Source organism: Sulfurimonas sp. (genome assembly GCF_034005705.1).
Taxonomy (GTDB): domain Bacteria; phylum Campylobacterota; class Campylobacteria; order Campylobacterales; family Sulfurimonadaceae; genus Sulfurimonas.
Genome location: NZ_JAVEUF010000010.1, coordinates 33,096 through 46,483, shown reverse-complemented (window position 1 = coordinate 46,483; position 13,388 = coordinate 33,096). Strand labels below are relative to the sequence as shown.

Genomic DNA, 13,388 nt, shown 5'->3' with positions numbered 1-13,388 from the left:
CGAAAAAGTTTGTAATAATTTTAATGGAGAAACTATGAAAAAAGTTCTATTTTTAATGTTAGCTCTTGCTACTGCTGCATTTGCTGCTGACGGTGACGTTGCTAACCAAACTCTTAAAGCTTACTCAATGATCGCTGCAGGTCTTGGTCTTGGTCTTGCTGCTCTTGGTGGAGCTATCGGTATGGGTCATACTGCTGCTGCTACAATCGCTGGTACAGCTCGTAACCCAGGTTTAGGTGCTAAGCTTATGACTACGATGTTTATCGCTCTTGCGATGATCGAAGCTCAGGTTATCTACGCACTTGTAATTGCTCTAATCGCACTTTACGCAAACCCTTACTTAGGTTAATCAACCAAAGTAACCCTCGCCAACCCTCTCGGGTCGGCACTTTTAAATTTTCTTTACGCGATCGTGGTGGAACGGTAGACACGCTACCTTGAGGGAACAAATCAAGATAAATGGTCGTTGAAGAAATTTTTTATTGTCGCGGACGTGGTGGAATGGTAGACACGCACGCTTGAGGGGCGTGTGGCGCAAGCCGTGGGGGTTCAAGTCCCCCCGTCCGCACCATTAAAGAATCTCAAAATCAACAAAAATCTAGCAGTAGTTCTTGACTCATTTTACACTTTTGACAACATTCTGGTAACTTATTTTTCTCGGTCTTTTCTCGGAAAATACAAAAATCTCCAATATTCTTAATAAAAACTTAAATACAACTCTAAAACATCGATAAACAGGTACTTTACAAGCTATCAAACCGTGTTTTCATAGTCAATTTTCTCATAAATGCTTTTACAGCTTTGTTTTGCAAGTTTGGCAAGATTTTCAAGTTATGCAAGTATATCAATTCTCATAAAAAATTTAATCCCTAGTAATTTGTTTATATAGGTAACACAAATTTTTAGATACTGTGTCACTGCATATCACTATGTATCAATCAAAATTTAACTCTAGAATTGGCATATATTTTCAACTATACTCTTTATAGATAGCGATTTTGTCCTATCAAAATAAAGGTTATTAAGGAGAAAAAATGCCTAGAGTTAAATCAAAAGAAAAATCTTCACTTTTAGATATATATCCATATTCAAAGGATGCTTTTCGATACCTTTACAATAAGCTGACTGATGAAAATTTTAAGCGACCATACATCACAAAAGAAGATCCAATCACTTCTGTTACGGGAATAATCTGGGATGTTACACAAGGTGAACCAGAGATTATGGAGATCATCTCTACTATGGATAAGATGGTTGGCATCCGCTCAGAGAAAACAAAATCACGACTTGAGAAGATCGTAGATACATGGCTAAAAAAAGCGTACAATTTGAAACTTCAAAAGGGTTATGTAATTCATCGTTCTTTTTTACTAAAGTTTGTAAAAACAATATATCAAAATTATGATGAAAATATCAAACGAGCAGCCATTTATCATTTTGATAAATACAACGATAAAAACAAAAAAAAGATCAAACGAGCTTATGAAAATACTCGCTTAAATGATTTACAAGAAAGGTATCCAGAGTTTAATATTTTGGATGCATACTCTTATGCACTAATTACTGAAAAATTCAAAATCAAAGAGGATGATCTTATAGAGTTTGAGAATATTGTCGCCCTTTTAAAGTCTCCAAATGAGTAAAAGGGACGAAAAGTTCAACCTAGTAACGATTTTTTCTGACACTATGCTAGAAAGTCCTTAATATAGGGATTTCTCTGTATCGATTTAGTAAGCATTTTATTTTAAGGGACAAAATCAAGTATATAAATACTTCTTTTTGTCCTTTTTCAAGGATGAAATCACGCTTATTATGAACGACAGTGAATAGCGACGGACTAAATTATTTTTGAAATATAAAAAAATCTCTAATATCTACTTGAAGTACATTAGCGATTTTATAGAGTTGTTCTATGTTGTAGTGTTTGTTTTCATGGCCAGCTTCAATCTTTGCAATTGTACTTACAGTTTTATGACCGATAGAATGAGCTAAATTTAATTGAGAAATATTTTTTAGTTTGCGTATAGTTTTAACATTATCAGCTATTTTGCGGTGTAGTTCTTGTATCTCTTCTTGTGAGATTTCCTGTAAATTTTCTATGTAAAAAATCCTGTAACATTTTTACTTGATTATATAGAATCACATAAATTAATAAAATTCCCTATAGTGAAATATTTTTTAAGCTAAATCCTTTTATAATAAATCTATAAAACAAATATATCAGGAGCAAAAAATGGCAGAGTATTTTGCAAATGTAACAGCAAGACTGATTGTAAGTTATTTGACTTTATTGGTTATGTCGTTAGCAATTTTGGTAGGCTACTGGATCATCGCAGATTATAACTCTATGATAGAGTTTATACACAGTGTAAGTGACAATGCTTTTGCAGAGTTTGTTGTATGGATGCCATTTATATTTGCTTGGTTTAAGCCAGATAAGAGAGGGAATGCAAATGCTTATTATCACAGACAAGCAAATTTTTGGGCAATGTATGACACTACGGGAGGAAGATGGTAGTGTCAAAAACTAAATTTTTTTTGTTGTTAATATATCTTTTCGGTACTGCTCAGTCATATGCCTATAATTTGGGTGATACAATCAATTGCGAAACATCTATAACGACTTTTGAATATGTAAAATGCAAGCCAGAAAATAAGATCTTTGAAGTTACGGACATTTTACATGATGGTTGGATTGCCATTAATAATCATTCATTTTATGTGACTTTTAAAAAGGTAAAAAGTTCTCAAAAAGTCATGAGATGTCTTGAGACAAATAGATTTCCAAATTATTTAGGAGCTTGCAAGAGTGATAATTTTGATCAGCCAAAAACTTGGTTAAAAGAAAATGCTATTAAAAACGGTTGGAAATTTACATTGGCTATTGGCGATACTGTTTATTATGTTAAGGAATAGTGTTATAATATTTACTAACTGATATTTTGAGTATTAAATTACTTCGTTTAGGAAATTTGTATGCCATTTTTAGCTTTACTCTTTGCATTGTTCCTTTTTGCTTTGTATAAAGGAGAAAATAGTAGTGCTTTAGCAATATTGATTATGATCGTTGCAGCACTTTTTGCAACATATCACAAACCATTTAGAGACTCTTTGAGAGAATTTTTTTAGGAAAATTCAGATATGAAAACGGTTACTCAGCGTTTATAAAACTACTACTTTTATAAACTTTAACTTTATAAAACCTATAAAAAGCAAAACAGCATTAAAGCAATTATTTTATATAGTTAATATTTAATAATAGGATTATCTATGTAAAATTATATGTTTTATGCTATAATATTCCTTATGAAAACCATCGAGATTAAAAATTCTTTACCGTTGTCAGTATTTTCTCATGAGATGCTTTATGCACTGCTTGAGAAATCAGTGAGCAATGTAAACGACAAGATCTCAAACCTTGTTAAAAGTGGTGAGCTTGTGCGACTGAAAAAAGGATTTTACACCTTCTCTAAGCCTTACCTCACAAAACCGATAGATCTCATCAGTGTTGCAAATACACTTTATACTCCGTCTTATGTCTCTTTTGACTATGCACTTAGCTACTATGGGATGATACCTGAGAGAGTAAGTGAGATCACATCTGCTACAAGCAAAAACGAAAAGCTTTTTGAAACTCCAATTGGAAGATTTAGCTATAAAAAAGTACCGCTAAAAGCTTACTCTTTAGGGATCGACTGGGTCTATGATGAAAATGAGGGCGGAAGATTTATAGCGACACCAGAGAAAGCACTGTGCGATAAGATACGCTACGACAGAGGTATCGGTACTCTTACTCAAGGTGCGATGGTAGATTACCTCAAATATGATCTGCGACTTGAGATCACAAAGCCTTTGGATGCTGAACTTATTGAAGAGATAGCCATTGCTTACAAGTCTAAAAATCTAAAGACTCTCTCGCAAGTCATTGAAAAAGGAAAATTATGACACATCCAGCTCTTATAAAAATGCTTGAAAAATATGATCTAAGAGATTCCAATGCCAGCTTTGATGCCCTACGAGAGATACTACAAGAGATAGTGCTGCTTGGTCTTTATGATGCAGGATTTTTCAAACACGCTGCCTTTTACGGCGGAACAGCTCTTAGAATACTGCATAATCTTCCACGGTTTTCAGAAGACTTGGACTTTTCTCTTCTTGAGAGTAACCCGAAATTTAATCTCAAGCCTTACGAAGAAGCAATCATATCTACTTTAAAGGCATTCGGTTTTGATGTGACCATAGAGATAAAAGAAAAAAACAATAGCAGTGCTATAGCTTCAGCGTTTGTAAAAGGCAACACGATCGAGCACCTTATAAATATAAATGCTCCAAAAGATATAACGAGCAAAATCCATAGAGACCAAGCTGTAAAGATAAAACTTGAAGTAGATACAAATCCGCCACTAGACTTTGAAATTGAGAATATTATACGATTGACTCCACGCCCGTTTTCGATAAATGCTTTTACCTTGCCATCTTTGTATGCTGGAAAAATGCACGCCATACTATGCCGTGCATGGAGTAGCAGACCAAAAGGGCGTGACTGGTATGACATGGTTTGGTACATAGCAAACGATGTAGAACTAGATACAAAACACTTAAAAGCAAGACTCTCTCAAAGCTGTAAATACCTAGAAGCAAATGAGATAAATATACCAGATGAGCTTACAAAACAAAATATCAAAGAACTTCTTTTACAAAGGATAGAAAGTCTTGATGTAGGCAAAGCAAAAAATGATGTACAACCGTTCATAAAAGATATGAGAGAAATTGAGCTTTGGTCAAAAGAGTTTTTTATAGCAGTAGTAGAAAATATCAAAATCAAGGGGGAATAACTATGGAACAAATACTTACAGTAATGCAAGAAGAGTTTACGAAGAACTATGATTTTTACAAAGATTATGATGATATGGTTATCCATAAAGAGACAGAGCAAATCTTTAAAACAAACTTCATCAACGGTATGGTTCAGCTAGTGCCAGTGAGTAATAACACAGCGATGGAAAAGATCGAGCAAGGGCTTAGTGAGTTTGCAAAAGAACTCAAAAGACAAGGGTTTTAAAAGTAATAAATCAATGAATAATTTTTTATAAATATTAATTATGATATTATAAGTTGATTATAATGAATATATATTAAGGGTAAGTATGTCATATAAAGTAGGAAGCTTGTTCGCTGGAGTTGGAGGAGTGTGTCAAGCTTTTAAAAATTCAGGATGTCAGGTTGTTTGGGCTAACGAAATTGATGAAAAGGCGTGTACAACTTACCAATTAAACCATAAAGATACAGAACTAATAAAAGGTGATATAAAAAAACTTTCGAAAGAAAATTTGGAAAAAGTAGATATTTTGACAGCAGGATTTCCTTGCCAACCATTTTCTCAAGCTGGACATGGTAAAGGGTTTGAAGATGAGAGAGGGCAGTTGTTTTTTGATGTTATAAGACTACTAAAAGATTTAGAGCCAAAAGCTTATTTTCTTGAAAATGTAAAAACATTAGCATCACATAATGATGGTGAAACTTTTAAAGTTGTACAAAAAGAATTAAAAAAAGCAGGATATTCATTTATCCCTTTTATTTTAAATGCAGCAGAACATACCTATATACCTCAAGGGAGAGAACGTATTTATATAGTTGGTTTTAAAGATGAATGTGAATATACTTTTGATAAGCCGATAAAAATTAATAAAATAGATAATATAGAACAACAATTATTGTCAAAATTATTTAAAATACCTCCAAAATTAGATAAAAGTCCTAAAAAAGTAAAAGAATTCTTAGATAAATCCACAGTTTTAGCAAATGATATATATAATAATTTTGATAATAAGATACACCAAAGAGTAATGGAGGCAGTAAAAAATACAGATACAGTATATCAATATAGACGATATTATGTAAGAGAAAATAAATCAAATGTTTGTCCGACATTAACAGCCAATATGGGAGGAGGTGGTCATAATATACCTATTATTTTAGATAATAATATACCTAGAAGATTGACTCCAAAAGAGTGTTTTAATTTACAAGGCTTTCCCAAAACTTTTAAATTACCTGATAATATTGCCAGGGGACAATTGTATAAACAAGCGGGAAATTCAGTAGTGGTTCCAATGGTTCAACAAATTGCAGAGGAAATGGTACGAGTTCTTAATGGAAACCGAATTAGTTAAACCTAATCTAAAAAATTTCATAAAATCTTTAAGAGATGTGGGATATACATTTGAAATTGCTATAGCAGACATTTTAGATAATAGTATTTCAGCAAATGCTACTGAAGTTAAAATTTATACTGTACCAAAACCTGAGTTAGTATTTTATATGCTTGATAATGGTAGTGGTATGTATGATAATGAATTATTAGAAGCTATGAGGCTTGCAACAAAGAATCCTGATGATGAAAGAGATAAAAAAGATTTAGGAAGATTTGGCTTAGGATTAAAAACAGCATCTTTTTCTCAATGTAAAAAACTTACTGTAATTTCTAAAAAAGACAATCAGCTATCAATAAAACAATGGGATTTAGATTATATTTCAGAAGTAAATGAATGGGAATTAATTACTCCTGAAATAAACACATATCAAGATATTCCTTTTTTTAATGAACTTTCAAGTAGTAAAAGTGGTACATTAGTTATTTGGGAGAAAATTGATAAATACAAACAAGATACCTTTTCACATAAGGTTGAAAAGCTAAATAGTCATTTGTCTTTAGTATTTCACAGGTTTTTAGAAGGATCTGATAGTTTTACAAGACTAAAAATTTCTGTAAATGGTAATTATTTAAAACCCTTTGATCCTTTTAATTCCAATCACGATGCAACATTTGAACAATCTCCTGAGATTATAAACTTTTATGGTTCAAATATAAAAATTACATCGTTTATACTTCCTCATCATAAAAATCTATCTCGAGAAGAATGGGATAGATTTGGAACAGAGGATGGTTATATAAAATCACAAGGATTTTATCTTTATAGAGCTAATAGATTATTGATATATGGTACTTGGTGGGGTTTACACAAAGCGAGTGATGCACATAAATTAGTAAGAATTAAAATCGATATATCAAATAGTCAAGATGGTTATTGGGGAATCGACATTAAAAAATCAACTGCAAATCCATTACCAGAATTAAAAAAAGATTTAAAAAGAATCATACAAAAAGTAACTAAAGATGGATTTAAACCTTTTTCTACAAGAGGTAGAAAAATAAATGATAAAACAACTACAAGGTTTTGGACTATAGTTCCCGATCACGATGGATTTCATTTTGGAGTGAATAAGGAGCATCCAATTTATATTAAACTTATTGAATCATTACCAGAAGAAAATAAAGACCTATTTAATAGTTACCTTAAAGGCTTACAAGCTTATCTTCCTTTAGAATCAATACAACATCAATTACAACAAAATCCTCATCACATTAAACAAGAAAATTTACTTACGGATAATGATAAAAAAGAGTTATTTATAAAATTGAAAAATTTAGGTTTTGATAAAAAATATATAGAAAGTTTATTGAAGACTGAACTGTATAAAAACCATGAGGAGTTATTTGATGCAAATGAATTTATATGAAGAAGTTAAAGAGTTTTTATTAAGCAAACTAAACAAACAATATGAGCTTCAAGAAGAAAATTTAGAAGCATCCGATATAGAAAGAGAAATCAATAATATAAAAACAATACTTTCCTCTGATATGAAAAGTCATTTCTTTATTAATTTTATAGAAAATTTAACAGATAAAGATTTTATCCAGCTAAGAATCGAAATTGAGAAACATTTTGATGTTAAAATGGAAGAAGGGATAATAATAAAAGGTGAGGAGCAACAAAAAAGAGATACAACATGGTGGAGTAATAAAACTAAACTAGAACAAGAAAAAAGCAATAACAATTATTATTGGAATAGATTAAAAAAATACCATGAAAAATCTTTACCTCCAGAAGTAATAAAAACAATAGATGAAGATACTGATATGGTAATGGATAATATTGGCAATCCTAATTTAGAAGAATTTGATATATATGGAATGGTCGTTGGTCATGTTCAATCTGGAAAAACTGCAAATTATTCATCACTTCTTTGTAAAGCAGCCGATGCTGGGTATAGATTTATAGTAGTTATTGCTGGAGATAAAAATAATTTAAGAGATCAAACTCAAGAAAGAATTAACGAAGCATTTTTAGGAAAAAATACTTCAAAGTTAGTTGGGGTAGGATTAATAGATTCTAAAAAAGATAAATTACCAATTAGTTTAACAACTATTGAAAAAGACTTTAATGCAAGAGATGCAGATAAAAATTCACAAGGGACAAATTTTGACAATATTAATACGCCAATTTTATTAGTAATTAAAAAAAATACATCAACATTAACAAGTGTTATCTCTTGGATAAAAAATCAATATAAAAACAAAATATACAAGCATTCAATGCTTGTAATTGATGATGAATCTGACTATGCTTCAATCAATACCAAAGAACAAGAAGATCCAACAACAATAAACAAAAAAATCAGGGCGTTACTTGGTTTATTCCATAAAAGTAGCTATGTTGCATATACTGCAACACCATATGCAAATATTTTTATAGACCATGAAGTAGAAGAAACAAAGAATATTTATCTTGATAACAAGAATAAAGAAAGTGATATAGCTAAAGATTTATTTCCAAGAGATTTTATTTATGCGCTTGATGCCCCGACAAACTATTTTGGTGCAAGAAAAATATTTCTAAATAATACAGAAAAATATATTATTAATATAAATGACTATCAGGACATTATACCAACAAACCATAAAAAAGATGATGACTTGACAACTCTACCAGACTCTTTGTATGAAGCAATTAACTTATATGTTTTAAATATAGCAATAAGATATTTAAGAAAACAAGAGAATAAACACAATAGTATGCTCATTCATATTAGTAGATTTTCAGATATGCATTCTAAAATTGCTTTTTTAGTAAATAGTCATTTACAAATTATTAAAGCAGATATAAAATCTTATGGAAAATTAACAAATGCAAAAAATCAAAGTTTTATAATTCAGAAATTTTATGATTTATTTCTTGAAAAGCTTAGCTTTATTGAATTTGAGTGGGAAAATATTCTTGGTAAACTAGTGGATATTATTGATACTGTTGTGGTGAGAGAGGAACATCAAAAAAGCAAATTAAGAATAGAATATCGTAAAGATATAACCTCAAATATTATAGCAATTGGTGGTATGAGTTTAGCAAGAGGTTTTACTCTCGAAGGTTTAAGTGTAAGCTATTTTATAAGAAGTACAATTTTTTATGATACATTAATGCAAATGGGTAGATGGTTTGGATATAGAGCAGGCTATGAAGATTTATGTAAAATATATATGCCTTTAGAAGTTGAAAATTATTTTAGGCAAATAATTGAAGCAACTGAGGAGTTAATGTTAGACTTTAAAGAGATTGCAAAAGAAAAGAAAACTCCTTTGGACTTTGGTTTAGCTGTTAAACAGCATCCAGATAGTTTATTGCAAGTAACCGCAAAAAATAAACGCAAGAATACCCAGGTATTACCTCATAAAATGAATTTAAATGGAGTTTTAAAAGAAACTGTTAGATTTTCTAAAGATCAAAAAGTCCACGCACAAAATTTAAGTGTGCTTGTAGATTTAGTTAAAGGTTTAGATTACAAGTTATCAGATAACAAATCTCCTTTTATTTTTAGAGAAATTGAAAGAGAAACTATAGAAAAGTTTTTAAATGATTTTATTATTTACAAGAGAAGTGTAATTGATAATTTAATGCCTATTAAGTTTATTCAAGAATATGTTAAAAATATAGACACAAAATGGGATATAGTATTATATAGTGGTAAGCAACAAGAAATAGCTATTGGATCAATTATTACACAAGCCCAATTAAGAAATAATCCTAATGACAAAGGTGATTATATTGAACTTGCTAGAAGAAAAGCTTCATCTGGTACTCCTGAGTTAATATTATTAGATAAAGACTTACAAAAAGAGATAAATGCTAAAGATTTTCAAAAAGGTGAAAAGTCAAGGTATATCAGAAAAAAATTAAAAAATCCAGTATTAATGCTTCACATATTGGATATTCCGGAATTTTGTAAAACATTACCTGCTTTTGGAGTTTGTTTTCCAGATAATGGGTTTGGACATTCTCAAACAGTTGAATATATTATAAATAGTGTATATATTAAAGAGCTTGAAGAACAAATTAGATATGAAGAGGAATATGATGATTAATCCCTGGAAAGATATGAAAAAAAGTACCCAAAGAAGGGTTAAAGAAAATATTAATCATGATATTTTTTGGATTATTGATTTAGAAGGTAAATATGGATTATATATTAAAATAAAGTCAATATACGATAATAATATAGATATATTAAAATTAAAAGGTCTATCGATATTAAAAAGAAATGAAGAAAATACTACAGAATTATTCATAGCTATCAATAATAACCAAGATTGGGAAATGTTTTTAACACTATGTAAAGATTTAATATTAATAGCAAAAAAATATAATGATGATATTACTATGTTTAATGCGATTGAAAATAGACTAAAAAGATGGCAACAATTTCTCTTAAAAAATAAAAGTATAGACTTTCCACTACATAAACAAATGGGATTGTTTAGTGAACTAATGTGTTTAAAAGAGATAATTGCTAATAATATTGGCATTAAAAATGCAATTTTTTCATGGGTTGGTGCTGATTTTGATAAACAAGACTTTTTATTAGAAGATATGATTATTGAAGTCAAATCATATAAAACATCAAAAACACCCATTGTATCAATTTCTTCTGCTGCACAACTATATAGTGATAAACAACCTATATATTTAATTTCTTATGGATTAACTCCTACAGATAATGGAATTTCTATTGATGATTTAATTTTAGATATTGAAAAACAAATAGAAAATGAATCCTTTGAATTTTTTGAGATATTTCATAATAAACTTTTTGAATATGGATATATGATAGATTTAGATATAAAAAAATATAAATTTATTATAGATAAAAATAGGATATTCCATGTTAGTACATCATTCCCAAAAATTACACCATTAGATATTGATAGTAGAATTTTAAATTTGAACTATTCTATTGATTTATTACAGTGTAAAGAATTTGAAATAGAAAGAATTCAATTTAAAGGTTGATAATGATTACACTACAAGAGTTTCATCAAGATTTTTTACAATCAATTTTATCAGATACACAAAGCAGAGGAATTCCAAAGCCTCAAGCTTTTTTTGAAAATGTATGTGAAGAACTAATAACAACTGGAGATCTTTCAAATAATTATACTGAAGCTGAATATACAAAAAAAAGTATGGAAGTTTATGGGTACGATTATGATGAGGAAAGAGAAATTTTAACTTTACTAGCACATCAATTTTTTCAAGAAGAAGAAATCCAAACATTAACAAAAAGTCATATTGATACAAAATTTAAAAGACTAAAAACATTTTTTATAAAATCTAGTCAAGCACTTTATGAAAATATGGAGCAAGGATTTGAACATTATTCTATGGCATTTAATATATATAACTACTTAAATAAAAATGCAATCAAAAAAGTTAGACTTATGTTGATTTCTGATGGTAAAGCTACTAGAAATTTATTAGATATAGATACTGAATATATAAACACTAATTTAGAAATTGAATTTCGAGTTGTTGATATAGAATATTTGTACAAAGTGTATCTATCTGATAATACTGGTGGCGACTTTGAAATAGATGTTAATATCCCAACTTTACAAGTTGATTCAATATCAAATGAGTACAAATCATTCTTAACAATATTAGATGGTAATAAACTAGTCGATATTTATCATAAGTATGGACAAAAATTACTTGAACAAAATGTTAGAACTTTTTTACAATTTAGAGGTAATGTAAATAAAGGCCTAAGAAATACAATAGAATATAACCCAGAAATGTTCTTTGCTTACAATAATGGCATAACTGCTACAGCTACAGATGTAGAAGTGGATGATAAAAATAACATTACAAAAATAGTTAATTTTCAAATTGTTAATGGTGGTCAAACTACATCAGCAATTTATGCAGCAAATAAAACTTCAAACTTGGATGTTTCAAGTGTTTATGTTCAGATGAAACTATCAGTTGTGAAGGATAAAGAAAAACAAAATGAATTTGTATCAAATGTTTCAGAGTATGCAAATACCCAAAATAAAATTAATAAATCAGACTTTTTTTCTAATAGTCCTTTTCATAAAGAGTTTAAAAACTACTCTAAAAGAATATGGGTTGCTGCAGTTGGTGGTTCACAAAGAAGAACACATTGGTTTTATGAAAGAGTTAGGGGTGAATATTTAAATGAACAAGCATACTTAACAAAGTCACAAAAAAAACAATTTCAATTAGAAAATCCAAAATTACAATTAATTGATAAAACATTTTTATCAAAAAGTGAGAATGTGTGGTTACAAAAACCAGATATAGTGTCTAAAGGTGCACAATATAGTTTTGCAGATTTTGCAAAAACAATAACAGATAAATTAGAAGAGGATAATTTAGCAATAACTGAACAATATTTTAAAGACAGTATATCTCGCGTTATAATGTTTAAAGAAGTTGAGAAATTGATTTCAAAATCTGAGTGGTATCAATTACATAAGGCCTACAGAGCACAAACTGTCGCGTATACGATTGCATATTTAGCTCATCATATTCAAGAAAAAAAACAATATTTAAATTTTAATTTAATTTGGGAATCACAGAAACTACCAAACTCATTGTACAACATACTTGCAATAATAGCTGAAGCAGTATTTAAAAACATTACAAATCCTCCAGAAGGTAACACAAATGTTGGACAATGGTGTAAAAAAACAAAATGTTGGGATAGGGTAAAAAAGTTAGATTTAAAAATTGAAATAAATGATGAATTGTTAACTGATAGTGAAGAAGAAAAATATAATAAAAGAGAAGCTAAAAAAGGAAAGAAGTTAGATTCAAGTATAGAAATTGAATCATTTGTAATCAATTTAGAAAAAGAAAAATGGAAACAATTATTAGAGTATTATCAAAAGGATGAAATGAAGCTTCACATTTCTATGATGCAATTAGATATTTTAACAAAATATACTAATGGATTGATGATATTACCATCTCCTAAACAATCTAAAATATTATACCAACTATATGAAAATGCAATTAATGAAGGTGTTGTATTATGATATATTCAAAAAAATCTAAAAAGTTTGTCAATAACGGTGTTGACAAGCAGTTTTTACTTAAGCAAAATCTAAAAAAACATATTTTAAAATTTGACCGTTGATGACCTTTTTAGAGCATCACAAACACGAGCTGAAAAAGCTAGACTATTAAAGACAC

Annotated in this window: 14 protein-coding genes and 1 tRNA gene; 14 read left to right on the top strand and 1 reads right to left on the bottom strand. The window is 29.4% G+C overall.

Going from position 1 to position 13,388, the window contains the following annotated elements; translation table 11 throughout:
• Positions 1 to 34 precede the first annotated feature (34 nt).
• The 3 genes from RBR61_RS06750 to RBR61_RS06740 all read left to right on the top strand — a co-directional run bounded on the left by RBR61_RS06750 (position 35) and on the right by RBR61_RS06740 (position 1,643).
• Complete coding sequence (locus RBR61_RS06750; protein WP_137011867.1) at positions 35 to 349, top strand: F0F1 ATP synthase subunit C; 315 nt, start codon at positions 35 to 37, stop codon at positions 347 to 349.
• Positions 350 to 487: 138 nt separating this feature from the next.
• Positions 488 to 571 (top strand) — tRNA-Leu (locus RBR61_RS06745).
• Between the two features lie 463 nt (positions 572 to 1,034).
• Positions 1,035 to 1,643, top strand: coding sequence for a hypothetical protein (locus RBR61_RS06740; RefSeq protein ID WP_320343013.1), 609 nt, complete (start codon positions 1,035 to 1,037; stop codon positions 1,641 to 1,643).
• Between the two features lie 199 nt (positions 1,644 to 1,842).
• Here RBR61_RS06740 and RBR61_RS06735 read toward each other — a convergent pair whose 3' ends face one another.
• Positions 1,843 to 2,025 carry a helix-turn-helix transcriptional regulator gene (locus RBR61_RS06735; RefSeq protein WP_320343050.1) on the bottom strand — a complete coding sequence of 61 codons (183 nt, stop codon included), beginning with the start codon at positions 2,023 to 2,025 and terminating at the stop codon, positions 1,843 to 1,845.
• 208 nt (positions 2,026 to 2,233) lie between these two features.
• Here RBR61_RS06735 and RBR61_RS06730 point away from each other — a divergent pair, with 208 nt between their 5' ends.
• From RBR61_RS06730 to RBR61_RS06680, 11 genes are all read left to right on the top strand, one after another.
• Positions 2,234 to 2,518 carry a hypothetical protein gene (locus tag RBR61_RS06730; protein ID WP_320343011.1) on the top strand — a complete coding sequence of 95 codons (285 nt, stop codon included), beginning with the start codon at positions 2,234 to 2,236 and terminating at the stop codon, positions 2,516 to 2,518.
• Positions 2,518 to 2,916: a hypothetical protein gene (locus RBR61_RS06725; RefSeq protein ID WP_320343009.1), complete on the top strand. Its 399-nt coding sequence runs from the start codon at positions 2,518 to 2,520 to the stop codon at positions 2,914 to 2,916. The genes RBR61_RS06730 and RBR61_RS06725 overlap by 1 nt, the downstream gene beginning before the upstream one ends.
• 60 nt (positions 2,917 to 2,976) lie before the next feature.
• Positions 2,977 to 3,129 carry a hypothetical protein gene (locus tag RBR61_RS06720; RefSeq protein ID WP_320343007.1) on the top strand — a complete coding sequence of 51 codons (153 nt, stop codon included), beginning with the start codon at positions 2,977 to 2,979 and terminating at the stop codon, positions 3,127 to 3,129.
• A 210-nt stretch (positions 3,130 to 3,339) separates the two neighbouring features.
• Positions 3,340 to 3,945, top strand: coding sequence for a hypothetical protein (locus RBR61_RS06715; RefSeq protein WP_320343005.1), 606 nt, complete (start codon positions 3,340 to 3,342; stop codon positions 3,943 to 3,945).
• Positions 3,942 to 4,835: a nucleotidyl transferase AbiEii/AbiGii toxin family protein gene (locus RBR61_RS06710; RefSeq protein ID WP_320343004.1), complete on the top strand. Its 894-nt coding sequence runs from the start codon at positions 3,942 to 3,944 to the stop codon at positions 4,833 to 4,835. The genes RBR61_RS06715 and RBR61_RS06710 overlap by 4 nt, the downstream gene beginning before the upstream one ends.
• Positions 4,836 to 4,837: 2 nt before the next feature.
• Positions 4,838 to 5,062, top strand: a complete 225-nt coding sequence (locus tag RBR61_RS06705; protein ID WP_320343003.1) for a hypothetical protein — start codon at positions 4,838 to 4,840, stop codon at positions 5,060 to 5,062.
• Positions 5,063 to 5,147: 85 nt separating this feature from the next.
• Entirely contained in the window at positions 5,148 to 6,173 is a 1,026-nt protein-coding gene (gene dcm, locus RBR61_RS06700; protein WP_320343001.1) for a DNA (cytosine-5-)-methyltransferase, read from the top strand.
• Positions 6,154 to 7,581, top strand: coding sequence for an ATP-binding protein (locus tag RBR61_RS06695; RefSeq protein WP_320343000.1), 1,428 nt, complete (start codon positions 6,154 to 6,156; stop codon positions 7,579 to 7,581). The genes dcm and RBR61_RS06695 overlap by 20 nt, the downstream gene beginning before the upstream one ends.
• A complete protein-coding gene (locus RBR61_RS06690; protein WP_320342999.1) occupies positions 7,562 to 10,258 on the top strand; it encodes a Z1 domain-containing protein in 2,697 nt (898 codons plus the stop codon). The genes RBR61_RS06695 and RBR61_RS06690 overlap by 20 nt, the downstream gene beginning before the upstream one ends.
• A complete protein-coding gene (locus RBR61_RS06685) occupies positions 10,248 to 11,183 on the top strand; it encodes a PD-(D/E)XK motif protein (protein WP_320342997.1) in 936 nt (311 codons plus the stop codon). The genes RBR61_RS06690 and RBR61_RS06685 overlap by 11 nt, the downstream gene beginning before the upstream one ends.
• A 2-nt stretch (positions 11,184 to 11,185) precedes the next feature.
• A complete protein-coding gene (locus RBR61_RS06680) occupies positions 11,186 to 13,231 on the top strand; it encodes an AIPR family protein (RefSeq protein WP_320342995.1) in 2,046 nt (681 codons plus the stop codon).
• Positions 13,232 to 13,388 lie beyond the last annotated feature (157 nt).